We start from the raw sequence: 24,260 nt of genomic DNA on the forward strand, positions 1-24,260 counted from the left end.
GGGGGCCACGCCGGGCACACGTGCACTACCCCACGTCCGGCATCGCACGTACTTTCGGCAGTCCGCGGGGCACGACCGGAACGGGGGACCGGTCGCGGCCCCGCGTGCCTCATCCAGTCCGCGTGACGGGCAGGTTGTACACATGGGCCGGCGAGATGATCTTTGTGATCGCCTCGCCCAGCACGGTACCGGGCTCGTGGCCCCGGTGGTCGATGTCCGTGTTGAGCAGCACGACGAGCGTCGTCCCTGTCTCGGGCAGATGGACGGTCAGCGTCTCGTAGCCCGGCAGGGACCCGTTGTGGCCGATCCAGCCCTGGACGTCGAAGATGCCCAGACCGTATCCGGCACCCTTGATCGTGCCGGTCCCCGGGGTGACCAGCCGCTGCTTCTGGGTGGCGGCACTCACCATCCGCCTGCCGTCCGGGAACCGGCCCATGGCGACCACGGGCGCCCATGTGCGCAGATCCCGGAGGTCCGAGATCATCGCGCCGGCCGCCCAGCCCCAGGACGGATTCCAGTCGGCCGCGTCAACCTCCTTGCCGTTCGCCGTCTGCACGGTGTAGCCCCGCGCGTGCGGGGTGGGGAACGCGTCACCGGTGGGGAGAACCGTGTGCGTCAGGCCGGCCGGATGGAGGATGTGCTGCCTGATGTAGTCCCCGAGGCGCTGTCCGCTCTCCTTCTCCACCGCCAGACCGAGCAGGATCAGGTTGGTGGTGGAGTAGAAGAACTTCTGTCCCGGCCGGAACATCACCGGATGCCTGAAGGAGTAGGCGAGCAACTGCTGAGGTGTGAAGGGCCGTCGCGGGTCCGAGGTGAGCGCCTTGTCGAAGCCCGGGTCCCCGGAGTAGTTGAACAGTCCGCTGCGCATGTCGGCGAGCTGGCGCAGTGTGATCCTGTTCCCGTCGGGCACGCCGTCGATGTACGTGCCGATCGGGTCGTCCAGGCCCACCTTGTGCTGGTCCACCAGTTGCAGCAGTGCGGTCACGGTGAACGTCTTGGTCTCGCTGCCGATGCGCATGTACAGGTCCGGTGCCATCCGCCGGCCGGTGTGCTTGTCGGCGACGCCGAACGCGCGGACGTAACTCGGCTGTCGCGGCGTCCAGATGCCCACGGTCACGCCGGGGATGTCCGCCTCACGCATCACCTTCCGCACGGCGGCGTCGAGTTGGCGCGCCACACCGGGGGTGAGGTCACGGACGCCGGTTCCGGAGCGGCTCGGGCCGGGCGAGTCGGCGGCGAGGGCGGCCGACACCGAAACCGGTGCCGCCCGGACGGGACCGGCGGCGAGCGGTGTCGTCAGCGCCCCCACCGTGACGGCGACCGCCGCCGCCCTCAACCGGCGGGCGGGCGTATGCGACATGGGCTGACTCCAGGCGCGTGAGAGCCGACCGTGCGATGAGCGGGACGTCGGAGCCCGGACCGTCCCAGCATAGGAGCGCTCACTCCGCCCCGCCCGTCGGAAAGACGGCCGTCGAGGCACGCGCCCGGGAGACAGCCGGCGGGATGCTTGTCCGACGGGCGGAAGGTCTCGTTCGAGCGATGGCCTCACCCGACCCGGTGAGCCTGTGGGGCGGGGCCGTACCGGTGCCGGGCCACCGGCGTTGCCCCTGCATGAACCGCTTGGACCCGGCGCACGGCTTGGATCGGCTGGAACGGATCGACCGGCTGGACCGGAAGCGCAGGGCGGGCCGGCCGGCGCAGGCGGACCGGGCCCGGGAGCCGATCTACGCCCGGCTCGTCGCCGAGTGGCGGGCGCAGGGACGCACGGTGCCCGCGGAACCCGACGCGCCGCCGGCCGCCCACCCCGCACCCGGGCGCGCCTGAACCGTCACTGCCCGCACAGCGGCGCGAGGACGGCGAGGGTGCCGTTGGCCTGCCGCAGCGACTCCTCCAGGGCGCCGGGCAGATGGAGCGCGCCGGAGCCGTCCGGCGGTACGAGCCACTCCAGGAAACGCGCGGGCCGGTACGGCGGCGGTACGGCGACCCAGGTGCCCTTGGTCGCGTACCGCAGGCCGGCTCCCACCCAGCCCCCGGAGGGGTCCGGCGGCAGGAAGAACCCGACCCGGCCCGCCGCCGTGTCGACCAGCGTCGGCCCCGGCACGGGCATCCCGGGCCGCCACAGCAGGTCGAGGGTGAGCAGGCCCAGTCGCTCGGGGACGCTCAGCATGTCCCAGAAGCGTCCCGCCTCCAGCAGCGCGATGCCCTCGCCGTGATCCCACTCCCACTTACAGGAGCGCGGGTCCGCCGCCGCGGCGGCCAGCCACTCCACGCCCCGCATCCACATCGTGTTCGTCATGCACCGCTCCGGGTGTCCTCGTCCGCCTGCCCTCGGCATATGCATGCTCGTAGATATTTCTACGTGGCGGAAGGGGTGGCGGACCCTGGCGTTTGAGTCGGGACGTTCGAACTCCGGCTGCGGGTTCGTCAGTTGGGCGAGGGGGATGCGTCACCCTCCCGGTGGTCATACCTCGAATGGGACGCTCGATTCGATTGTGGTGACGATCGATTCACGTGTGAAGTGTTGAGACAGACACGGTTTCGATCGTAGAGTCACTGCATTCGTCATCGCGCCCCGTCACCGCATCCGTCACCGTCCACAGCGAGGTACTCCATGGACCGCACGCGTCTGCACGCCCTCCTGGCCCGCGAGAGCGCCGAGGCCGAGCGCCGCAACCCGCGCTCCCGCACGGCCCACGCGGAGGCCGACCACCTCTTCGGCCGGGTGCCGATGACCTGGATGAACAAGACGGCCGGTGCCTTTCCCCGCTATCTGGCCGGTGCGCGCGGCGCCCGGGTCACCGATGTGGACGGGCACGAGTACATCGACTTCTGCCTCGGCGACACCGGTGCGATGGCCGGCCACTCGCCCGCCCCGGTCACTCAGGCCGTGCAGCGGCGGTTCGCCGAGCTGGGCGGGGCGACGGCGATGCTGCCGACGGAGGACGCGGAGTGGGTGGGCGCCGAGCTGACTCGCCGGTTCGGACCGGCGCGCTGGAGCTTCTCGCTCACCGCGACCGACGCGAACCGCTGGGCGATCCGGCTCGCCCGGGCCGTCACCGGGCGCCCGAAGATCCTGGTCAACAGCTACTGCTATCACGGCAGCGTCGACGAGTCGCTGATCGTCGTCGGCCCGGACGGCACGGGCACCGCCCGGCCCGGCAACGTCGGCGCCCCCTGCGACGTGACCCTGACCAGCCGGGTGGCGGAGTTCAACGACCTCGCCGGCCTGGAGCGCGAACTGGCCCACGGCGACGTCGCCGCCGTCCTGATGGAGCCCGCCCTCACCAACATCGGCATCGTCCTGCCCGAGCCCGCCTATCTCGCCGGCGTCCGCGCGCTGACCCGGCGGTACGGCAGCCTGCTCATCAACGACGAGACCCACACCTTCTCCGCCGGACCCGGCGGCTGCACCGCCGCATGGGACCTGGAACCCGACCTGCTGACCATCGGCAAGGCCATCGGCGGCGGCATCCCGGCCGGTGCCTACGGGCTGTCCGCCGAACTCGCCGAGCGGCTGCTCGCCCGCACCGACCTGGACCTCGTCGACATGGGCGGCGTCGGCGGCACCCTCGCCGGCAACGCGCTGTCGGTCGCCGCCATGCGGGCCACCCTCGAACACGTCCTCACCGACGAGGCGTTCGCCCGGATGACCAAGCTCTCCGAGCGCTTCGAGGCAGGTGTGCGGACGGGCATCGAGACGCACCGGCTGCCGTGGTCCGTGAGCCGGCTCGGCGCCCGCACCGAGTACCGTTTCACCAGCCCGGCGCCGCGCACCGGCACCGAGTCCGCGGCCGTCTCCGACCCGGAGCTGGAGGACTTCCTGCACCTCTACCTCGCCAACCGCGGCATCCTGCTGACCCCGTTCCACAACATGGCTCTCATGTGCCCGGACACCACCGAACAGGACGTCGACACCCACACCGAGGTCTTCGCCGCCGCCCTCGCCGAACTGGCCGACTGAGACCTGTGGTCGTACCCGCACGAAAGGACACGCGTGGACGAGATCGACCGGGCCATCCTGCGCGAGCTGCAGACCGACGGCCGTATCGCCTACGCCGACCTCGGCCCGAAGGTCGGCCTGTCCGCCTCGGCGGCCCGGCAGCGGCTGCAGCGCCTGCTCGACTCCAAGGCCGTCCAGGTGGTGGGCGTCACCGACCCGATGGCCATGGGCGGCCAGGCCATGGCCCTGCTCGGCATCGGCGTCGACGGCGACCCCCGGACCGTCGCCGACGCCCTCGCCGAGCGCCCGGAGGTCGTGTACTCGGTGCTGACCTCGGGCGGATTCGACCTGTTCGCCGAGGTGGTCGCGCCCGGCCCGAAGGCCCTGCTGGACTTCGTCAACGACGTGGTACGGCCCGTGGAAGGCGTCCGCGAGATCCAGTCCTTCCCGTACTTCGGCATCCACACCCACCGCTTCCTGTGGGACGTGGGCTGACCGGCCGGGCGGTCAGGCGACCGGTGGGGCGGGCGCCAGCACCAGCATGGTGACGTCGTCGCGGACCTCGTAGCCCTGCCGTACGAGGTCCGACCACATCACCCCGGGCAGTTCGGCGGACGCCGTGCCGGTCAGGGCGGCCAGCCGCGCGGACAGCGGATAGAAGGCGTCGTCGGCGTCCCGCGCCTCCCACACCCCGTCGGAGGCAAGGAAGAGCCGGTCGCCCGGCCCGAGCGTCACGGTGACCTCCTTCGGCGGGCCGGCGCCGACCAGCCCGACCCCCAGGGGCGGTCCCGGTGCGACCGTCACCTCCAGGGCGTCCTCCTCGTGCAGCAGCAGGGGCGCCGGATGCCCGCAGGCCACCACCCGCACGGCACGCCCGTCGGGGGAGAACTCCAGCAGTACCCCGGTGGCGAACAGCTCCGCGTGCCGCACGCCAGCCGAGTCCACCGCCAGCCTGCGGTCCATCCGCGCGGCGACCGACTCCAGGTCCGGCTCGTCCAGCACCGCCTCGCGGAACGCGCCCAGCAGTGACACCACCGTCGTGACCGCCGACAGCCCGTGCCCCTGTACGTCCCCCATCACGGCTCGCACACCGTACGGCCCGTCCCGCACGTCGAAGAAGTCCCCGCCCACCAGCGTCCCGTCCTGCGCGGCACGGTAGAAGCCCACGCAGCCCACGTTCCCGACCCGCTCCGGCAGCAGCGGCATCACGGCCCGCTGCACGGCCTCGCCGATCGCCCGCTCCGTGTCCAGCTGGGCGTCCCGGCGGCTGCGCACATACGACACGAACACACTCAGGATGGCCACGAACACGATCGTGAGCAGATCGGTGTTGCCGGGGCGGTTGAGATGGGTGGCCGGGATGTTCAGCACCACGACCACCCCGGCGCCGAGGAGCGCGGTGGCCAGCGGGCCGTACGACAGCACGGCCAGCGGTGGAATCGCGCCCAGCACGAAACCGGCGTCCCGCGCGTCGGGAGTGATCACCGTGGCCGCGGTGACGCCCGCGAGCAGCAGCACGGGCAGTACCCGTACCCACCACGGTGGCGGCGCACCCCGCAACCAGCCGCGATTTTCCAGGTCCCGACGCGACGACCCGCCGCGCACCGATCTCACATCCCCAAGCTACGCCGCCCTCCGCACCGGGGCCTCCCGCCGGCGACGCCCGGGCCGCGCAGGTCCGCGCCCCCGCGAGAGCAGCCGGCGGCGGACGTCCCGGGCGCCGTCGGCGAAAAGCGGTGGCCGCCCCGCGAGCGGCCCGTATAGCCTGGGCCGGCACGCCCGAGACGGACGAAGGAGGCGAGCGTCATGGCCACTGTCATCCCGCGCTCCCACCTCCCTGTCACCCGGGTGTGCCACGCCTGACCGGGAGCGCATCCCGCCGCCGCAGGGCGGCACGCATCCCGGAGGAATCCATGACCACCCTGGTCATCCGCGCGCTCGACACGAGCACCGCGCACCTTTTCGACACCATGCCCGACCCGCTGGCGTTCCGTGACAAGCACCGGAACACCCGCTACCGCCCCGACTGGCAGCGCATCGCCGTGCGCGACGGCCGCACCGTGGCCCGGGCCGCCTGGTGGGGCGGGCCCGAGGACCCCGAGCCGCTTCTGATCAACTGGTTCGACGTGGCCGAGGGCGAGGAGGAGGCCGGAGCCGAACTCCTGCGGACGGCGCCCTGGCAGACCGGCGAGCTGGAACTCGACCTGCCCTCCGGCTGGCGCACCGCCCCCCGGCAGAAGACCGCCGTGGACCTGCGGTCCGCCGCCGCACGCGCGGCCGGCTACGCACCGCTGGTGGAGCGCTTCCTCTACCACTGGACCCCGGACCGGGGCCTGCCCGAGCGACCCGGCCGCCTCGTCTTCGCCGCCGAGCCGGACGACGCCGTGGTCCACGACCTGCTCCGCCGCATCCACTCGGTCACCCTCGACGCCCACGCCCGCCGGGCCCTCCAGCAGGGCGGGCCGGACCTGGCCGCCCAGCGGGAACTGGACGTCTTCCACTGGTTTCCGTCCCCGCGGGCCTGGTGGCAGATCGCCCGCACCCCCGAGGGCGAGCCGGTCGGCATCCACATCCCCGCGCGCAATTCGTCCGGACCCTGCGTCGGCTTCATCGGCGTCGTGCCGGAACAACGGGGCCACGGCTACGCCTACGACCTGCTCACCGAGTGCACCCACTTCCTGGCAGCCCAGGGGGCCGACTTCATCGCCGCCGCCACCGACCAGACCAACTTCCCCATGGCCGCACACTTCACCAGGGCCGGCTATCCCGTCGTCCGGGAGCGCATCAACTTCTGGACCGACCCCGTTGTCAGTGCCGGGTGACATGCTGGGCGTCAGTGGTGATCGGCTGCGGAACGGGCTTCGCCGCCGTACGGGATCTCTTCGCTGCACATCGCGGGCGACCGGGCGTGGTTCCACTGGTGACAGCCGTTCGGGGCGCCGGGAGGGGAGGGGGACGGAGGCGCGCCGCGCTGTCCGGCCGGAGTTCTACTCTTGATCAACAAGGCCGGCTGTCAACGGCCGCCCGATGACAGGAGAGTTGGATGAACACGACCCGCCCCACGCTGAGCGACGCCGCCGCCGGACTCGCCGCGAACTCCGCCGTCGACGCGGACTCCTGGTGGTTCGGCGGCAAGCTGTACGACCGCGAGAAGGTCTTATGGGTGAAGATCCACGCGATGGAGATGGGCGGAGCCTGTCTCAGCACGGTCGCGCTGCTCCAGGAACCGGACGGCCGCACCGGCCACAAGCACGTGATCGAGTCCCGGGACGGCGTGACCCTGTCCGCGGACTCGCTCGACGTGAAGACGTCGATCCTGAGCGTCGGCGGGAACGTGGACGAGCTGGAGATAGCCGGTGCCACGGACACCGCGTCGATTCGGCTCACCCTTCGGCGCGAGGGTCCCGTGCTCCACAACGGCGGCGCCGGAGTCTTCCCCTTCTTCGGCGGGACGACGGGGCAGTACGCGCTGCCCGGCCTGACCGCGTCGGGAACCATCACCGAGGAGGGGGTCGCACGCCGGGTCGCAGGACGCACCTGGTTCGACCGCCAGTGGATTTCCGGGACCGCCGAGGCACCGCGGTTCACCTGGCTCGGACTCGACCTCGGCGCGGGCCGGTACCTGAGCGTCTGGGACACGGCGGGAGACGGCACCTCCTGGCTCACCGAGCTGAGGCCGGACGGCTCACACCTGATCACCAGGGCTCGTCGAACCGACCGGGACGGGCACTGGGTGCTGACCGCTGAGAGCCTCGACGTGTCCCTCGACATCACCCATCGCGAGCTGTTCGCCACGCAAGGCGCCTACACCGGGGCATGTCACGTCACCGGCACGCTCGCGGGAGAGGACATCGAGGGGCACGGCTTCACGGACGTCATCGGCTACTGAGGGTGCCGGGTTCTGGCGTTCCGGCCTCGGGGTGAGCCGGATTGATTCGTCCCACCCCGAGGCAGGCCGGCAGAGGGCGCGCGGTGTCAGTCGGCCCGGACCAGGTCCCTGCCCTCCGTCAGGCGGGCCTGCGCCGTCGCCAGGATCTCGGTGACACGCAGGCCGAACGCGGCGTCGCAGGCGTGGGGGCGGCCCGTGCGGGCGGCCGTGAGCAGGGCGTCGATGGCGCGGGAGAGCGCGGGGACCGCCCCCTCGGAACTCCCCGGCATCAACGCCACGCCCGCCTCGCCCCGCAGTTCCACCTCGGCCCCGGCCGCCGCCGGCGGCGCCGTCAGGCTCAGCGTGAGTGCGCTCGACGCGCCGGTGGCATGGTCGAGGACCAGATGCACGGTGTCCGCCGGACCGTGCGCCGCCGCCACGACCTGCCGTACGTCGCCCAGGACCGGCAGCAGCACCGACAGGGCGTGCGGACCGACGTCCCACAGCGCGCCCTTCTCCCGCCGCCACGGCGAGGCCGCGAACGGGCTGTCGGAGGTGAACACGGCCCCCAGCCACTGCGCGCGGCCCGTGAACCAGCCTGCCACGGCCGCCTGTTCCTCGATCCAGGCGTCCGGTTCCTTCTGGAAGCGCGCGGTGAAGAAGACCACCGAGGCCACCCCGGCCCCCTCGACCGCGGCCACGACGTTCCGCCCCTCGGCCACCGACACCGCGAGCGGCTTGTCCAGCAGCAGATGACGGCCCGCCCGAGCCGCCCGCACCGCCAACTCCGCCTGCACGGACGGCGGCAGGGCCACGGCGACGGCGTCCACCCCGGCCAGCAGCGCGTCCACGTCGTCGTACGCGGGGACGTCGTACCGCCCGGCCAGCGCCGTGGCGGCCTCCGGCCGGCGGCCCCACACCCCGGTGAACTCCACGCCGGGGTGCCCGGCGAGGGCGGGGGCGTACGCCGCCTGGGCCCACGGGCCCGTCCCCAGCAGTCCGATACGCATGTGGCGTTCCTTTCTCCGAGCCGATCCCCGCACCGTCAAGAGCCTGCACTCCGCTCGCCCTCGGCACACCTGCCGTCCGGATCCCCGTCCGCGGCGAGCCACGCGGCGATCGTGGCGGCGATGGGCTGACCTGTGTCCATCTCGACGAACCCGAACTGACCCGACTGGTTGCACTCCAGGAACCACCAGATCCCGTCGGCGTCCTCGGCGAAGTCGAATGCGCCGTAGGCCAGTTCTGCGCCCCTCATGTACCGTCGTACGCCCTCGGCGACGCGCGGTGGTACGTCGGCGGGGAGCCAGGGAGAGACCGACGGGGCGAAGCGGACGTCGACGTCGTCCGGGTGGGCGTCCGGGTCGGCGGGCTTGCGCGCGGCCAACAGCGTGTCGCCGACGACGGTGAGCCGGACGTCGGCCCGCTTGGCGATCCGCCGCTGCAGCAGCGTCGGACCGTAGGCCACCGCCGAGAAGTCGGTGTCCGGCGCGACCCGGCTGGTCGGCACCGCGCGCGGCGGCTCCTGCGGATGGGCGCCGGACACCGGCTTGACCACCAGATCCGGGAAGCGCTCCGCGAACTCCCGGGCGGCCTGCGGGAACGTGGTGATCAGCGTGGCCGGCACGGGGAGGCCGCTGTCCTGGGCGAGATGCAGCTGCCAGGGCTTGTGGCGGGCGCGGCGGGCCGCGTCCGGATGGTTCATCCAGCGCGCGGCGGTCGTGCGCAGCATGCCGTACAGCGCCTGCGTCGACTCCTCCGTCAGCCAGGCGGACGGCTGGGCGGCGCGGGCGGCGGCGTCGCCGGGCCTGCGCACCCAGACGGAGCGCAGGCCGCTCATGCTCACCAGGCGCCCGCCGACGGACAGATGTCCACGGCAGGCGCCCCGCACGTACTCGCCCGACAGCGCCACCCCGTTGGTCAGATCGGCGGGGTCGAGCCGGACGACGGGCACACCGGCCTCGCCCAGTCGGAGGACCACCATGTCCGCCGTCACGTCCTCGTCACTGGTCAGGATGAGCACGGTCATGTTCCAAGGCCCGGGTTCAGTCGTCGAAGTGCGTCTTGGAACCGGCCGTCGAGGTCGTGGTCCCGAGTGCTCTCAGGGTCGCGTGGTCGGTGGCGGCGATGCGCCCGTCCGGGAGGACGTTCAACTGCAGTCCGGAGTCGTACGCGTACGGAGTGGTGACGTCCAACTGCACAGCGGGGCGCGCGTAGTTGAGCGTGAACGGTTGCATGGTCTCTCCCTGATTCGGCTTTCACGTCCTTATACGAATCGAACGGGTGATTGGTTTCCTCACGCTGAGTAACCACAGGTCGGAGGGGGTGCCCGACGGGCACCGCAGAACGGGTGTGCCTGCATGGCCGATGACGCGGGAGAAGACCGGGACGTTGCGATTCCGCGGGGAAAGGGAGCGGTCACCCCGTGAGCGACAGCGCGCTCCGGGCCACCGTCAAAGCCTGATCCGCGTACCCGCGGCCGAACAGCACGGCGTGGACCAGCAGCGGGAACAGCTGGTGCACGCCCACGCGGTCGCGCCGGCCGGGCGCGAGCGGTGCCGTCTCCTCGTACCCCGCGAGCACCCGGTCCAGATGAGGGCAGCCGAAGAGCTGGAGCATCGCCAGGTCCGTCTCCCGGTGTCCGCCGTGCGCGGCCGGGTCGATGAGCCGGACCTCACCGTCGGTGCCCCAGAGCACGTTCCCGTTCCACAGGTCGCCGTGCAGGCGCGCGGGCGGCTCGGCCGGACCCGCCAGATCCGGCAGGCGCGCGCAGACCCGCTCGAACACGGCTGCCTCGCCCGGGCGGAGCGTGCCGCGGTCGACCGCGGCACGCACATACGGCAGCACGCGGTGCTCGGCGTACCAGCCGGGCCAGTCGCCGCCCGGCGTGTTGCGCATGGGGGCGAGGCCGATGAACGCGTTCTCCGGGCCGCCGGGCGGCGGAGCTCCGAAATCCGAAGCGCCTGCGGCGTGCAGGGCGGCCAGGGCCTGGCCGAAATGATGCGCCGCCTCGGGGTCGGGCGGCCCGGTCGGCACCCGCTCCGTCACCATCCAGTGTTCGTCGTGACCGAGCACCGCGGGCACCCGGACCGCGTCCGCCGCGGCCAGCCAGCGCAGCCCCGCCACCTCCGCGCGCACGGCCCCGGCAGCGTCACCCCGCTTGACCATGACCGATGTGCCGTCGTCCAACGTCACCCCGGCCGGTGATCCGGAGGCCGCCCGTGCGCCGGCGGCCGGGCGTCCGGTGAGCCGGGACGCCACCCGTCCCGGATCCTCGCGATCCTCGTCCCGGTTGACCACGCCCCCAGCCTACGTCCCGCAACAGCGGCTTGCGGCGGCCGACTTCGACCATTGCTACGACTGTTTTCAGTCAAACCCAGGCGGTCACTACCCGTACTGAATCCGTACCGCTAGCGTGAGGGCGCCGCGTCGCCACACCAGGGGCACTGGGCCCCGCCGGGACTAGCGCGCGGCGGAGGATTTCCCCTTTGACCACAGCATCCGTGCTGATGGCCGACGTCTTCGAAGTCCAGCCGTACACCTCCCACTGCGAAGTCATCCTGGGTGAGGGCGCGCACGCCGTGATCGGTGTGTCCCCGGGCAACAGCTATTTCTCCGCCCGCCGCCTGCACGACCTCGCCCGCTGGGGACTGGGCCGCTTCGACCGGGTCGACTTCGTCTACACCGACCTGTACGTCGCCGAGATGTACGAGGCGTCCGGCTATCCGGCGGACGAGGCCCGGCGCAAGGCGGTGAAGAACCTGCGCGGTGTGCGCGCCAAGGTCCGTGACGCGGTGTCGGCGGCCGATCCGGAGGGCCTGCGGATGGACTGGCACCCGATGTCCGAGTTCCGCACCAACCCCGCCTACCAGGACATCCACCGGCATCTCACCGCGCGCCTGGCCTCCGACGGCGCCTTCCGGGCCGTCTGCGATGCTCTGGTGGATCGTTTCCTCAGTGCGCGTGGGGAGACGCCGACCGAGCGGCAGCGCGCCGTGTGCCTGGAGTACGTGTGCGCCGAGGCGCCACTGTTCCTGGACACCCCCGCCATCCTCAAGGTGCCCTCCTCGCTCAACTGCTACCACCAACTGCTGCCGATGGCCGAGCTGTTGTACTCCCGTGGCGCCGGCCTGCGCGCCTCCCGCAACCAGGGCCACGCCATCGTCACCCCCGTCGCCCTCGAAGGAACCGCCGCATGACCACCGCCCCCGGCGTCCGCGCCGGCCACCCGCCCCTGCTCGACTTCCCGTTCTCCTGGGACGGCACCAAGGTGCCCGCCGAGGTGGAGAAACTGCGCGCCGACACCCCCGTACGGCGCGTGCGGACCATCGCCGGCGACGAGGCCTGGCTGGTGTCGTCGTACGACCTGTGCGCACAGGTCCTGAAGGACGACCGCTTCTCCCTGAAGGACACCTCCGCCCCCGGAGTCCCCCGGCAGTACGCGCTCACGATCCCGCCCGAGGTCGTCAACAACATGGGCAACATCACCGGGGCCGGGCTGCGCCGGGCGGTGCTGAAGGCGCTCAACCCGAAGTCGCCGGGCCTGCTGGAGTGGCTGCGCACAGAGGCCCACCACCTGGTGGACCGGCTGCTGGCCGACGGCCCGACGGCCGACCTGCGGGGGGCGTTCTGCGAGCCGTACTCGGCGGGCATGCACTGCCGCATCCTCGGCATTCCGCAGAGCGAGGCCGCGGCCTTCCTGCGCAGCCTCGACATCGCCTTCATGAACTCGCCGTGCCCGATCAGCGGGGCGCAGATCAACTGGGACCGGGACATCGCCCGGATGACGGCCCTGCTCGACGAACCGGCGACGCACGGCCTGATGGGCGAGCTCGCCGCGCTGCGCGACGACCCGGACTACGCCCACCTCAGCGACGAGATGCTGGCCACCGTCGGCGTCACCATGTTCGGCGCAGGCGTCATCTCCACCTCCGGTTTCCTGTCGATGGCCCTGGTCTACCTGCTCACCCACCCCATCGCCCGCGACCTCCTGCGCGACCGCCCGGACCTGATCGGTCCCGGCGTGGAGGAGCTGCTGCGGGTCAACCTCTCCATCGGCGACGCCCTGCCCCGCCTCGCCCTGGAGGACGTCCGGCTCGGCGATGTCGACATACGCCGGGGCGAACTCGTCCTGGTGCTGGTGGAGGGCGCCAACCTCGACCCCGGGAAGTTCCCCGACCCGCACCGCTTCGACGTCCACCGCGACAACACCGCCGACCACCTCTCCTTCGGCGGTGGCGCCCACTACTGTCCCGCGACCGCGCTCGGCCGCGCACACGCCCGGATCGCCCTGGAGGTCCTCCTCGACCGCCTGCCCGACCTCGCGCTCGCCGTACCCCCCGGCCAACTGGTGTGGCGCACGGGCTTCATGAAGCGCATCCCCGAACGGCTCCCGGTCACCTGGTGACCCCGGCCACCTGATGGCCCCGGCCACCGGGCTGTCCGTACGGCGCCCCCGACCCTGCATCCCGGTCGGGGGCGCCGACGGCTCGGCCGGCCGGGGTACGGGCTGCGGACCGTGGGGCGACAAACTGGAACGGGAGAGGCGGCGGACGGTCGGGTGTGAACACTCGGGGCGAATTCCCGACCGGCGGGCCGGGACTCGTTCAGCGGCCGGTCGAGTACGTGCCCCGCGTCAGGCCCACCAGGTTGCCCGGCGGCAGGAGGCCCGAGGACTCGACCATGTGGGCCAGTGGTTCCAGGAGTTCGGCAAGGCGCGTGGCGCGGTCGGTGCCGAGGGCGGTCCAGGGGTGTTCGGCCGCCGCGTCCGTCAGCGCCTCCACCTCCGCGCGCACGGCCGCGCCGGCCGCAGTGAGCGACCCGTCGGCTTCCAGCAGGCTCTGCTCCTGCAGGCGTGCCCCGGCCGCATCCCAGTCCGCCTGCCCCCACTTGCGCGTCTCCCGCAGGAACGCCCCGTCGGACTCGCCGGCGGCCGCCTTGAGCACCATCGCCTCGACCGGGCCGAGTCCCTGACTCACCAGCACCGCGACATGCGCGTCGCCCCGGTGCTCGCGCAGCGTCGTCAGGCCCTGCCACAGCCGTGCGGTGGGACGGTCCGGCCGCTCCAGCGCCTGGTTGGCGGCGGCCAGCACCCGCCCCGCGGTGTCCGCCGCCGCGGCCGCCTCCCAGGCGAGGTCGGCGGCCTCGGCGAACTCGGCCGAGCCGACCGTGTCCGGTCCGAACAGGCCGGTCATCGCCGCGTCCAGGGCGTCCTGACGGGCGGCCAGCACATCGGCGGGAGTCGCGTACGTCCAGGCGGCCGGCAGGGCCCGGGCCGCCCGGGCGGGGTGGAAGACGTAGAAACAGCTGGTCACGACGGACGGGGAGACCGCGCCGAGCGGTGCGGCGCGCAGTGCGAAGTACCCCATCCAGAACCCGCGCATCCCCAGCGAGTCCGCCGCCCGGTGCACCTCCGGTGCGAAGTACACGAGATCGTGCACCGGTTCGTACCGCTCCCACAGGGCCCGCGCCATCGCGTCCGCCACCGCTTCCTCCCACCGCTTCGGCCTGTCGTGCTGTCGGCACCAGACTGCGTTATGACGGACGTCATAACAAGAGGGGCGGGTCCAGCCGAGCCCGGTCCGGCCGGAACTCACCCGGGCAGGGGCCGGACATGGCCGATGGCGTTGCCCGGCATCGGGAGGGTGGTGACCGGGTCGACCGGGTCAAAGGCGTGCGCGGTCAGCCGAATGCCGCCGGGTCGGGCGACGATGTCGTCGGGGGGCGCCGGCGTCGGGCAGCGCAGGCTCGTCGGGTCCTCGGCCGGGCGAGGGGTGTTCGACGACCGGCGGCTGGTGGCGCGGCGCGCCGGGTGATTCGCCCGGACGGGGGCCGCCGGGGCGCGATCACTGGGACAGACGGGTGGCGCGATGCCCCGGCTGGGTGGCCCGGATGGTGGGAGCTTGCGGGCTCGCTGACGGTGGTTCATGTCGAGGCCGGGTCCATCCAGCTGATGACGGATCCGCTGCCCGGCCACGACGAAAGGACATCGCTATGCGTTCTGCCCGCATGCTTCTGGCCACGGCGGCAGCTACCGCCGCACTGACCTTCGGCGCGCCCAGTGCCGCCTTCGCCGTTCCCGCGGGTGACGACGGAGGCCGCGACGACTCCTCCTACAGCCGGGGTTCCGACGAGGACCACGGGCGCGACCACGACTCCGGCCGCGACCACGACTCCGGCCGCGACCACGACAATGATCACGGCGACAACCACGACGGGGGCCGCGGACACGACGGGCCCCGCGGCGGAATCCACACGGGTGGCGGAGCGCTGGCCGCCGTGCGAGGTGACGACCGGGGCGACGACCGGGGCAACGACGACGACCACGGCCGGGACGACGACCACGGTCGCGGTGACGACCACGGCGAGGGCGACGACCACGGCGGGGGCGACCACGACAGGGGCCGTGGCCACGACGAGCCGCGTGGCGGTGTCCACACCGGTGGCGGTGCACTCGCCGCGCTGCACAGTGACGACTGGGGCTCGGGCGGCGACGACGGCGGATACGGCGGTCGTGACGGCGGTCGTGACGGTGGCGGGGACGGCGGTCGCGGCGACGGCGGTCGCGACGGTGGCGGGGACGGCGGTCGCGACGGCGGTGGGGACGACGGCGGGTACGGCGGTCGTGACGGTGGCGAGCGGGGCGGTCACGAGAGCCCGCACGGTGGCATCCACACCGGCGGCGGCGCGCTCGCGACTCCGGGTGTCACCGCTGGAGGCCTGGCCGTACTGGCCGCGGGCGCGGGTGGGATGTACCTGCTGCGCCGCAGGAAGGCCGGCCGGCCGGCGGCCTGACCGAACGACTCCTCCCCGAGGTTTCGGCCACCGCCGGCGCGCGCATCGCGTCGGCGGCCCGCACCCGTCGGCCTTCCGCTCCGTCCGGGCGCACACACCATCCGCTTGTGCGGACGTCCCTGTACGTCCTTCCCCGCGCGCCGGGAATCGTTCCGGCGCCCTTGTCCAGATCCCTGTGCTGCCGTGCCCGAGTGAGGTGGTGTCCGATGGCAGCAGAACCCTCCTCCCCGACCTCCGCGGGACCGCAGGCGAACGGGCGGAGTTCCGGCCGTGGCGGACGCCTGACGCTGTTGGGTGTGGCGATCGTCCTCCTCGCCGTCAGCCTGTTCGGCGGTCACCAGGTCTCGGACGACTCGCCGCAGGCGTCCGGTACCGCGGGCGCGAGTGCCGGCGCCCCGGCCGAGCCGCAGCAGGTCGAACCCCTGCAGGACGAGCCGCAGCGGGCCGACCCCCAGCAGGCCGGGCCGCAGCAGGCCGAGCCGCAGCGGTCCGAGCCGCGGCAGGCCGTCACGGAGCTGCCCAGGTCCACGCCGACCCGTCTGCGCATCCCGAAGATCTCCCTGGACGCGCCCTTCACCACCCTGACCATCGACGCCGCGGGGCACCTCAACCCGCCACCGGCAGGCGACACCAACCTCGTCGGCTGGTACGCCAAGGGCGCCGCGCCCGGTGAGACGGGCACCGCGATCATCGCCGGACACGTCGACACGAAGACCTCCGCGGCCGTCTTCGCCAACCTGAGCGCGCTGAAGCCCGGCGACCACTTCACGGTGGAACGCGCCGACGGACGCGACGCCAAGTTCGTCGTGGACGACAAGGAGACCTTCGCCAAGGACGACTTCCCCAGCAAGCGGGTCTACGCCGACGCCAAGCGCCCCGAGGCACGACTGATCACCTGTGCGGGGGAGTACGACCACAACAAGAAGGACTACAAGGACAACCTCGTGGTCTTCGCCCACCTGGTGTGAGCCCGCCCGTACGGGTCAGGCGGTGCCGTCCGCGAAAGGGCCTCCCGGTGCGAACGCCAGCGCCGCGAACCGTTCGCCCATGCGGCGGTGCGCGGCGGCGTCCGGGTGGAGGCCGTCGGGCAGCGGCAGTTCGCCGAAGTCCGACTCGCCGTACAGTTCACGGCCGTCGAGGTGGTGCAGCCGCGGGTCCTCGGCCGACCGTTCGTGCACGATCCGGGCGAGTTCCTCCCGGATGACGCCCAGGGTGAGTTTTCCGCTCGCCTTCTCCGCCGGGTCCCCGGCGGCCCGGAACCGCAGCCGTCCCTCGCCGAGGGCGGACAGGTCCGGGAGACTGGGGCCCGGGGTGTCCTCATGGATGGGGCACAGGATCGGCGAGACGACGAGCAGCGGCGTGTCGGGGTGCCCTTCGCGGACGGTGTCGAGGAAGCCGTGCACGGCGGGACCGAACGCGCGAAGCCGCATCAGGTCCGCGTTGACCACGTTGATGCCCAGCTTGACGCTGATCAGGTCGGCCGGGGTGTCGCGCAGCGCGCGAGCGGTGAACGGGTCGAGCAGGGCGCTGCCGCCCAGCCCGAGATTGATCAGTTCCACCCCGCCGAGGGACGCGGCGAGCGCCGGCCAGGTGCTGGTCGGGCTCGCGGCGTCCGAGCCGTGGCTGATGGAACTGCCGTGGTGCAGCCACACCTTGCGGCCCTGGTGCGGTACGGCTTCCACGGGCGCGTCGGTGCGCAGGGCGACGAGCTCGGTCGTCTCGTTGTGCGGCAGCCAGATCTCCACGACCTTGGCGGTGCCGGGCAGCCCGGAGAAGCGCACGGTGCCGGCCGGGCCCGGCCGGTGCTCGGCCGTTCCGGCGGTCATGTCGATGGTGAGCGTGTTTCCGCCGGTGACCCGGCCGCTGCCGGCCGGGCGTCCGTCGACGAGCAGGTCGTACACGCCGTCCGGGCGTGGCGGTGCGCCGACGTAGACCCGTTTGGTCGGCAGGGTGTCCAGCTCGACGGTGGTCGCGCGGGTGCGGAACACCAGCCGTACACCGGAGGGCTGGGACTCCGCCATGGCCAGCTGTGGGTCGGAGCACTGCGCACGGGCGCGGGCCGGCAGCCGGTGCGGCAGCAGTCCCTGGGCGGTGTGTTCCAGATCGAGGGCGCCGCGCAGGAGGTCGGGGGTGAGCGGGGTGGTGTGCATGGTGTCGGCCTGCGTCTCCGGGGTCAGGGGGTGGGCCAGTTGCGCAGCAGGGAGTCGAGGGCGTCCACGATCCGCGTCCAGGACTCCTGTGAGTCGGGGGCGCTGTGGCTGAAGCCGCCGGCCGCCTCCAGGCTGACGTAGCCGTGGAAGACGCTGCCGAGGAGCCGGACCGCGTGGGTCTGGTCGGGCTCGGGCAGGTCGTAGCCGCGCAGGACGGCCCGGGTCAACTGCGCGTGCCGGGGGCCGGCGCTCGTGGCGGCCGTCTCGTGGTCCAGCGGGTGCCGGGCCGCCGTGTAGCGGCCGGGGTGCCGACGGGCGTAGTCGCGGTACACGTCGGCGAAGGCGGCGAGGGCGTCCTTGCCGGACCGGCCGGCGAGCGCGTCGGCGGCGCGGTCGGCCAGCTCCTCCAGGGCGAGAAGCGCGATCCGCGTCTTCAGATCCTGGGAGTTCTTCAGATGCGAGTACAGACTCGCTGCCTTGACGTCGAACCGCCGGGCCAGTGCCGACAGGGTCACCTGGTCGAAGCCGACCTCGTCGGCCAGTTCCGCGCCCGCACGGACGAGGCGCTCGGTGGTCAGACCGGCCCTAACCATAAGTACTCTCCCTTCTGCCTTAAGTGATTATGGAGCTTCCTAAAGACTTTAGGCAAATGGGCGCACGCGCTGGAGCCAGGAGGGTCGGTCGACGTCGGTCAGAGAGCCGTGGACTCGCGGATGACCAGGGAGAAGGGGCCGAAGAACTCCTCCCGGTCCGCCGGCGGGCCGGCGCTGCCCAGCCGTGCGACGAGCAGGTCGACGGCCCGCTCCGCCATCAGGTCGTGATCCGGATCCACCGTGGACAGCGACGGGACGAGGAACGCGCTCTCGTCGACGTTGTCGAACCCGATCACCTTGACCTGCTCCGGCACCCGCACCCCGGTGTCCGCCAGACCACGCAGCACGCCCATCGCGACGGTGTCCGTCACGCAGAACACTCCGTCGAAGTCCAGCCCGCCCGCCACCATCGCCCGCGCCTGCCGGGCCCCGGCCGCCATGGTGAGCGCGGGCACGCTCCGCACCAGCTCCGGGTCCTCGGGCAGGCCGGCGGCGGCCAGCGCCTGCCGGTAGCCGCCGTGCCGCAGGCTCGACACGTCGACCTCCTCGCACAGTTCCCCGCACACGACGGCCACGCGCCGGCAGCCCCGCTCGACCAGATGCCGGGTGGCGGCCGCCGACGCCTCGACATTGGGCATGGCCACGTGGTCCACGGGCCCGCCGAAGATCCGCTCGCCGAGGAGTACCACGGGATGGTCCACCTCGAGCGCCGCCACATCGGCCGGGCCCATGCCGACGGTGCTGAGGATCAGCCCGTCGTAGAGCCGGTTGCGGGACTGGGACAGCGCCGCCAGCTCGTTCTCGCGGCGGGCACCGGTCTGCTCGATGCTCACCCGCAGCCCGTGCCGGCCCGCCGCGGCGATGATGGCCTCGGCGAGCCGGCCGTAGTACGGGCGGTTCACCTCGGGCACCGCGAGGCCGATGGTGCCGGTGCGGCCCTTGCGGAGGTTGCGGGCCGCCACGTTGACCCGGTAGTCGAGCCGGGCCATCGCCGCGAGGACGCGCTCGCGGGTGGCGGGACGGACGTGGGGGCGGTGGTTGATGACGTTGGAGACGGTCATCGCGGACACGCCGGCCGCCTTCGCCACGTCCTGGATCGTCGCCACGCTCACTCCTGCCCGGTGTCCTCCGAGGAAGGACGCACGCCGTCCTCCGCGAGACGATAGAGCGCGGCGCCATGGGCGGGCAGGCCGACGCCCAGGTGCCGGCCGTCGTGCGGCACGCCGGTACCGGTCCACAGCTCCCGGACGCGATCGGCCGGGCGGGCACCGATCGAGCCCAGCGGCACCTCGTACCGGCGGGGCTCGTCGGCGAGGGAGAACACGGCGGCGTAGCGGGTACGGCCGTCGGTGTCGCGGGCGGTCCACAGCACCAGGTCGCCCTCGCGCAGCACCTCGCGGTTGTCGGTGCTGTGCCACAGGACGGCCAACGCCTCGTCGTTGGTGAGGAGTTCGATGGTCTCGGGCGGGCTGGTCGGCAGGTCACCGCCCATCATCATTGGGGAACGGGAGATCAGCCACAGGGTGAGCAGGCTGATCTGCTCGGGCCGGGTGAGCCGGGACAGCCGATCCTCGCCGCGTTCGGCACGGACGCCGATGCGGCCGAGCGGCAGCATGTCGGCGTCCGCCCAGCCGCCCTCGCCCTGCCAGGGCGCCCATCGCGCCATCCGGGCGAACTGGGCCTCGACGTCCTCCCAGCGGTCCCACAGGTCGTCGCAGATCCGCCACATCGTGGCGTGCCCGCGCAGGTGGTCCAGCCGGGCGAGCGACATGTCGGTGCCCGGGGACAGGCTCAGCTCGATCGGCCGGCCGCTGCGCTCGATCGCCCGTGCGTACGCGGCGATCTCCCGCTCGTGGTAGGGGAAGAGCATGTCGTCGGCCTTGACGAAGTCCACGCCCCACGCGGCGAACTGGGCGACCTGGGAGTCGTAGTACGCCTGGGCGCCCGGGTGGTCGTGGTTCAGGCCGTGGTTGTCGGAGTTCCAGGGGCACACCGAGCCGGTGTCGGCGATCTCGTCGGCGGTGAAGTCCGTGCCGGCGACGGGCAGTCGGGCGGCGACGGCACGGCGCGGTACGCCCCGCATGATGTGCAGCCCGAAGCGCAGCCCGAGGTCGTGCACCCGCCGGGCGAGCGGTGCGAAGCCCGCCCCGCCGGCGGCGGAGGGGAACCGGTTCGGCGCCGGGAGCTGGCGGCCGTACGCGTCCAGGACCAGCGGCGCGTCCGGGTTGTAGCCGTGGGCGCGGGCCGTGGGCTCGTACCACTGGATGTCCACCACCACCGTGTCCCAGCCGTGCGCAAGCAGGTGGTCCCGCAGGAACTCCGCGTTGGCGAGGACCTCCTCCTCGGTGACGGTCGTGCCGTAGCAGTCCCAGCTGTTCCAGCCCATCGGGGGGCGCAGGCGCCGCTCGGGAAGGGGTCGGTCCACGGTCGCCGCCTCTCAGCTCGACACGGTCATGGGCGCCTGGACGGTCACGAAGGAGTGCGGCGGCAGGGTGAGCGCCAGTCCGCGGTCCGTGCCCCGGACGCCGTCGCCGTCGAAGGTGCGCGGGGCCACCGCCTCCGGAGTCTGCGGGGTGTTGTGCGCCTGCGGCTTGTCCGCGGTGAGGATCCGCGCCCGTGCCGTGCCGATCCGCCCGCCGCGCAGGTCCAGGGTCACCTCGGCGGGCTCCTCCGCGTCCAGGTTGCTCAGCGAGACCAGGAGCGTGCCGTCCTTGACGCTGGCCGACACGGAAACGGTCTCCAGCTCGGCCTCTCCGACCCGGCGCCGGGCGTCGTCCGCAAGCAGATGGACGGGGAGCGATGTGGCGTCCTGGTGACCCTTGTTCATCTCGAAGACGTGGTACGTCGGGGTCAGCACCAGCGCGTCCCCGTCGGTGAGCAGCATGGCCTGCAGGACGTTGACGGTCTGCGCGATGTTCGCCATGACCAGGCGGGCGGCGTGCCGGTGGAAGATGTCGAAGTGGGTGCTCGCCACCAGCGCGTCACGCAGCGTGTTCTGCTGGAACAGGAAGCCGGGGTTGGTGCCCGGCTCGACGTCCCACCAGGTGCCCCACTCGTCCAGCACCAGACCGACGGTGCGCTTCGGGTCGTAGCAGTCCATGACGGTGGAGTGACCGGTGAGGACGCGATCGACGCGCCGTGCCGAGACCATCGTGCGGTAGTAGTCCTCGGTGTCGAACACCGTGGCGCTGCCCTTGGCCTCCCAGGGCCCTGCCAGCGTGTAGTAGTGGACGGACAGGGCCTGGTAGTAGGTGCGCGGAGTGGCCTCGCAGCCGAAGCAGTTGATCTGCCGCATCAGCGTCTCGGTCCACTTGTAGTCGTCGTCGGAGGCGCCCGAGGCGATCCGGTACAGCTTGTTCTCGCCGTGGTCGCGGCAGTACGTCGCGTACTGGCGGGCGAGGTCCGCGAAGTACTCGGCCCGCATGTTGCCGCCGCAGCCCCAGGTCTCGTTGCCGATGCCCCAGAACCGCACCCGCCACGGTGCCTCGCGCCCGTTCTCCCCGCGTAGCCGCACCATCGGGCTGTCGCCGTCCCGGGTGAGGTACTCGACCCACTCGCTCATCTCCCGGACGGTGCCGCTGCCCACGTTGCCGCTGATGTACGGCTCCGCGCCGAGCAGTTCGCACAGCGCCATGAACTCATGGGTGCCGAAGTGGTTGTTCTCCTCCACGTCGCCCCAGTGGGTGTTGACCATCCGGGGGCGCTGCTCGCGCGGTCCGATGCCGTCCTTCCAGTGGTACTCGTCGGCGAAGCAGCCGCCCGGCCAGCGCAGGTTGGGGATGTGCAGGGCGCGCAGCGCCTCGACGACGTCCAGGCGGATGCCGCCCTCGTTCGGGATCGGGGAGTCCTCTCCGACCCAGAACCCGCCGTAGACGCAGCGGCCCAGATGCTCGGCGAAGTGCCCGTACAGGTGACGGCTGATCGCCGGGCCCTCGATGTCGAGGTTGATGATCGCGGTGGCGGTGGGCACGGGCGTACTCCTGTCCGAGATCTTTTGTATCGATAAAAAATGGCAGCACCGCACGGGCGGGTCAAGGGGGCGGTAATTGGTTCGCGTGCCGGCACCCTGCGGCCTAGCCTGCCCGGCATGGCAAAGGCACCCGTTCTCACACCCCGGGCGGACGACTTCCCGCGCTGGTACCAGGACCTGATCACCAAGGCGGAGCTGGCCGACAACGGCCCGGTGCGCGGCACCATGGTCATCCGACCGTACGGGTACGGCCTGTGGGAGCGGATGCAGCAGGACATGGACGCCCGGATCAAGGCGACCGGCACCCAGAACGCGTACTTCCCGCTGCTCATCCCGGAGTCGTATCTGACGAGGGAGGCCGAGCACGTCGAGGGCTTCGCGCCGGAGCTCGCGGTCGTCACCCATGCGGGCGGCAAGGAGCTGGAGGAGCCCGTCGTGGTCCGCCCCACCTCCGAGACGATCGTCAACGAGTACTTCTCCAAGTGGGTGCAGAGCTACCGCGATCTCCCCCTGCTGATCAACCAGTGGGCGAACGTGGTGCGCTGGGAGCTGCGCCCGCGTCTGTTCCTGCGCACGACCGAGTTCCTGTGGCAGGAGGGCCACACCGCGCACGCCACGTACGAGGAGGCGCGCGCCTTCGCGGCGCGCGTCCAGAGCGAGGTCTACGGCGCCTTCCTCCGCGACGTCCTCGCCATGGACTTCGTCTCCGGACGCAAGACGGCCCGGGAACGGTTCGCCGGAGCGATCAACACCCTCACCCTCGAGAGCATGATGGGCGACGGCAAGGCCCTCCAGATGGTCACGAGCCACGAGCTGGGCCAGAACTTCTCCCAGGCCTTCCGCACGCAGTTCGTGACGCAGGACGGCCGGCAGGAGTACGTCTGGCAGACCTCCTGGGGCTCCACCACCCGCATGATCGGCGCGCTGGTGATGACGCACGGCGACGACGACGGGCTGCGCGTCCCGCCCCGACTGGCCCCGGTCCAGGCGGTGGTCCTTGCCGTCAGGGGCGATGACGCGGTACTGGCCGGTGTCCGAGCGATCGGCGAGCGGCTGCGGGAGGCGGGGGTACGCGTCCACGTCGACGACCGCACGGACGTGCCGTTCGGCCGGCGCGCCGTCGACTGGGAGCTGAAGGGCGTGCCCGTACGGATCGAGGTGGGACCCCGCGATCTGGAGCACGGCACCGCCGTGCTGGTCCGCCGTGTCCCGGGCACCAAGGAGTCGGTCGCGGCCGAGGCGCTCTCCGCGCTCCTGCCCAGGGCGCTGGAGGAGGACCAGGCGCTGCTGCTGGAGCAGTCCCGCCGGCGCCGCGAGGAGCGCACGGTCGAGGTGACCACCGTCGAGGAGGCCGTCGAGGCCGCCGCCACCGGCTGGGCCCGCATCCCGTGGACCACGCTGGGCCCGGAGGGCGAGGCCGGGCTCGCCGAGCGGGGCGTGTCGGTGCGGTGCCTGGTCGCGGCGGACGGGTCGGTCCCGGCGAGCGACGACCAGCCGGGGAACGTGGCGGTGGTGGCGCGGGCCTACTGACGGGAGCGGGGTGCTTCCGCCGCCGGGCGCGTGGGCCGACGCCACGCCGGCTCCTCGGTCATCGACTCGCGGCGGTAGCGCTTGTGGGGCGCCTGGAGGAACTGCTGGACCGCCTGCCGGGACAGCACCGAGCGCCGCGACGATGTCGGTCCATGAACGGCCGCGCATCCGGCACTGCCCGAGCGCCTGGGGCCGGTCGTCAACAAGGCGAGCCGGCGGGGATGTTCCTCCTCATGCGGCCGGCTCACTGACGCCGCCCGGAATCGGCGCATGCGGCCCGAGCGCGTCCGGACGGCGGCTGAGGGGTGCGGTCGAGCCTTTCGGATGCGGTCGTATCCACCTCCGGGAAACCTGAGCCCCTGGCCGTTGCGTCCGGGAACAGCCGTACCAGCGCCACAGAGGCCTCGGGTGGGTC

At 72.4% G+C, this 24,260-nt stretch carries 23 protein-coding genes; 10 read left to right on the forward strand and 13 right to left on the reverse strand.

The genetic code is table 11. The features are described 5' to 3' along the window. Positions 1 to 109 precede the first annotated feature (109 nt). A complete protein-coding gene (locus SRB17_RS21890; protein ID WP_153541416.1) occupies positions 110 to 1,360 on the reverse strand; it encodes a serine hydrolase domain-containing protein in 1,251 nt (416 codons plus the stop codon). A gap of 179 nt (positions 1,361 to 1,539) precedes the next feature. Between SRB17_RS21890 and SRB17_RS21895 the strand changes: the two genes are divergently transcribed. Beyond that, entirely contained in the window at positions 1,540 to 1,824 is a 285-nt protein-coding gene (locus SRB17_RS21895) for a hypothetical protein (RefSeq protein ID WP_228396194.1), read from the forward strand. 4 nt (positions 1,825 to 1,828) lie between these two features. Here the strand turns inward: SRB17_RS21895 and SRB17_RS21900 are convergent, their stop codons facing one another. After that, positions 1,829 to 2,296 carry a hypothetical protein gene (locus SRB17_RS21900; protein ID WP_153541418.1) on the reverse strand — a complete coding sequence of 156 codons (468 nt, stop codon included), beginning with the start codon at positions 2,294 to 2,296 and terminating at the stop codon, positions 1,829 to 1,831. A 315-nt stretch (positions 2,297 to 2,611) separates the two neighbouring features. Between SRB17_RS21900 and SRB17_RS21905 the strand changes: the two genes are divergently transcribed. After that, positions 2,612 to 3,961 (forward strand): transaminase, encoded by a 1,350-nt coding sequence (locus tag SRB17_RS21905; RefSeq protein ID WP_153541420.1) that lies wholly within the window; start codon positions 2,612 to 2,614, stop codon positions 3,959 to 3,961. A gap of 33 nt (positions 3,962 to 3,994) precedes the next feature. Then, positions 3,995 to 4,435 (forward strand): Lrp/AsnC family transcriptional regulator, encoded by a 441-nt coding sequence (locus SRB17_RS21910; protein WP_323376072.1) that lies wholly within the window; start codon positions 3,995 to 3,997, stop codon positions 4,433 to 4,435. Positions 4,436 to 4,447: 12 nt separating this feature from the next. Here SRB17_RS21910 and SRB17_RS21915 read toward each other — a convergent pair whose 3' ends face one another. Further along, positions 4,448 to 5,554, reverse strand: a complete 1,107-nt coding sequence (locus SRB17_RS21915) for a PP2C family protein-serine/threonine phosphatase (protein ID WP_323376073.1) — start codon at positions 5,552 to 5,554, stop codon at positions 4,448 to 4,450. Positions 5,555 to 5,853: 299 nt separating this feature from the next. On the opposite strand from SRB17_RS21915, the gene SRB17_RS21920 reads away from it, so the two are divergent. Further along, positions 5,854 to 6,762, forward strand: a complete 909-nt coding sequence (locus SRB17_RS21920; protein WP_153541425.1) for a GNAT family N-acetyltransferase — start codon at positions 5,854 to 5,856, stop codon at positions 6,760 to 6,762. Between the two features lie 221 nt (positions 6,763 to 6,983). Next, a complete protein-coding gene (locus SRB17_RS21925; protein WP_153541427.1) occupies positions 6,984 to 7,829 on the forward strand; it encodes a lipocalin-like domain-containing protein in 846 nt (281 codons plus the stop codon). Between the two features lie 86 nt (positions 7,830 to 7,915). On the opposite strand, the gene SRB17_RS21930 is transcribed toward SRB17_RS21925, so the two are convergent. The 4 genes from SRB17_RS21930 to SRB17_RS21945 all read right to left on the reverse strand — a co-directional run bounded on the left by SRB17_RS21930 (position 7,916) and on the right by SRB17_RS21945 (position 11,069). Further along, complete coding sequence (locus tag SRB17_RS21930; RefSeq protein ID WP_153541429.1) at positions 7,916 to 8,818, reverse strand: Gfo/Idh/MocA family protein; 903 nt, start codon at positions 8,816 to 8,818, stop codon at positions 7,916 to 7,918. A 35-nt stretch (positions 8,819 to 8,853) separates the two neighbouring features. Further along, positions 8,854 to 9,837: an ATP-grasp ribosomal peptide maturase gene (tgmB, locus tag SRB17_RS21935; protein ID WP_153541431.1), complete on the reverse strand. Its 984-nt coding sequence runs from the start codon at positions 9,835 to 9,837 to the stop codon at positions 8,854 to 8,856. Between the two features lie 16 nt (positions 9,838 to 9,853). After that, positions 9,854 to 10,045, reverse strand: a complete 192-nt coding sequence (gene tgmA, locus SRB17_RS21940) for a putative ATP-grasp-modified RiPP (RefSeq protein ID WP_020938095.1) — start codon at positions 10,043 to 10,045, stop codon at positions 9,854 to 9,856. A 181-nt stretch (positions 10,046 to 10,226) separates the two neighbouring features. Next, on the reverse strand, positions 10,227 to 11,069 hold the full coding sequence (locus SRB17_RS21945; protein WP_323376203.1) for a fructosamine kinase family protein: 843 nt from the start codon (positions 11,067 to 11,069) through the stop codon (positions 10,227 to 10,229). A gap of 227 nt (positions 11,070 to 11,296) precedes the next feature. On the opposite strand from SRB17_RS21945, the gene SRB17_RS21950 reads away from it, so the two are divergent. Both SRB17_RS21950 and SRB17_RS21955 read left to right on the forward strand, forming a co-directional pair. After that, positions 11,297 to 12,007, forward strand: a complete 711-nt coding sequence (locus tag SRB17_RS21950; protein WP_228396195.1) for a tRNA-dependent cyclodipeptide synthase — start codon at positions 11,297 to 11,299, stop codon at positions 12,005 to 12,007. Next, positions 12,004 to 13,215, forward strand: a complete 1,212-nt coding sequence (locus SRB17_RS21955; protein ID WP_153541433.1) for a cytochrome P450 — start codon at positions 12,004 to 12,006, stop codon at positions 13,213 to 13,215. Before SRB17_RS21950 ends, SRB17_RS21955 begins: the two co-directional genes overlap by 4 nt. Before the next feature lie 199 nt (positions 13,216 to 13,414). Here SRB17_RS21955 and SRB17_RS21960 read toward each other — a convergent pair whose 3' ends face one another. Continuing rightward, the gene (locus tag SRB17_RS21960) at positions 13,415 to 14,293 is read right to left on the reverse strand and encodes an SCO6745 family protein (RefSeq protein WP_323376075.1); all 879 of its coding nucleotides are present in this window, start codon (positions 14,291 to 14,293) and stop codon (positions 13,415 to 13,417) included. 508 nt (positions 14,294 to 14,801) lie between these two features. Between SRB17_RS21960 and SRB17_RS21965 the strand changes: the two genes are divergently transcribed. Both SRB17_RS21965 and SRB17_RS21970 read left to right on the forward strand, forming a co-directional pair. Next, positions 14,802 to 15,602 (forward strand): hypothetical protein, encoded by an 801-nt coding sequence (locus tag SRB17_RS21965; protein ID WP_153541435.1) that lies wholly within the window; start codon positions 14,802 to 14,804, stop codon positions 15,600 to 15,602. Between the two features lie 206 nt (positions 15,603 to 15,808). Continuing rightward, on the forward strand, positions 15,809 to 16,570 hold the full coding sequence (locus SRB17_RS21970; protein WP_153541437.1) for a class F sortase: 762 nt from the start codon (positions 15,809 to 15,811) through the stop codon (positions 16,568 to 16,570). A gap of 15 nt (positions 16,571 to 16,585) precedes the next feature. On the opposite strand, the gene SRB17_RS21975 is transcribed toward SRB17_RS21970, so the two are convergent. The 5 genes from SRB17_RS21975 to SRB17_RS21995 all read right to left on the reverse strand — a co-directional run bounded on the left by SRB17_RS21975 (position 16,586) and on the right by SRB17_RS21995 (position 22,315). Continuing rightward, the gene (locus tag SRB17_RS21975) at positions 16,586 to 17,752 is read right to left on the reverse strand and encodes a GDSL-type esterase/lipase family protein (protein ID WP_153541439.1); all 1,167 of its coding nucleotides are present in this window, start codon (positions 17,750 to 17,752) and stop codon (positions 16,586 to 16,588) included. Between the two features lie 23 nt (positions 17,753 to 17,775). Beyond that, positions 17,776 to 18,345 carry a TetR/AcrR family transcriptional regulator gene (locus tag SRB17_RS21980; protein WP_153541441.1) on the reverse strand — a complete coding sequence of 190 codons (570 nt, stop codon included), beginning with the start codon at positions 18,343 to 18,345 and terminating at the stop codon, positions 17,776 to 17,778. Positions 18,346 to 18,443: 98 nt separating this feature from the next. Next, positions 18,444 to 19,451 (reverse strand): LacI family DNA-binding transcriptional regulator, encoded by a 1,008-nt coding sequence (locus SRB17_RS21985; protein WP_323376076.1) that lies wholly within the window; start codon positions 19,449 to 19,451, stop codon positions 18,444 to 18,446. A gap of 2 nt (positions 19,452 to 19,453) precedes the next feature. Then, positions 19,454 to 20,770: a glycoside hydrolase family 27 protein gene (locus SRB17_RS21990; RefSeq protein ID WP_323376077.1), complete on the reverse strand. Its 1,317-nt coding sequence runs from the start codon at positions 20,768 to 20,770 to the stop codon at positions 19,454 to 19,456. A gap of 12 nt (positions 20,771 to 20,782) precedes the next feature. Then, positions 20,783 to 22,315, reverse strand: a complete 1,533-nt coding sequence (locus tag SRB17_RS21995; protein ID WP_323376078.1) for an alpha-N-arabinofuranosidase — start codon at positions 22,313 to 22,315, stop codon at positions 20,783 to 20,785. A 117-nt stretch (positions 22,316 to 22,432) separates the two neighbouring features. Between SRB17_RS21995 and proS the strand changes: the two genes are divergently transcribed. Next, positions 22,433 to 23,845 carry a proline--tRNA ligase gene (proS, locus tag SRB17_RS22000; protein ID WP_153541443.1) on the forward strand — a complete coding sequence of 471 codons (1,413 nt, stop codon included), beginning with the start codon at positions 22,433 to 22,435 and terminating at the stop codon, positions 23,843 to 23,845. Positions 23,846 to 24,260: the final 415 nt, after the last annotated feature.

This window comes from Streptomyces sp. RB17 (genome assembly GCF_009604455.1).
In the GTDB taxonomy this organism is placed as follows: domain Bacteria; phylum Actinomycetota; class Actinomycetes; order Streptomycetales; family Streptomycetaceae; genus Streptomyces.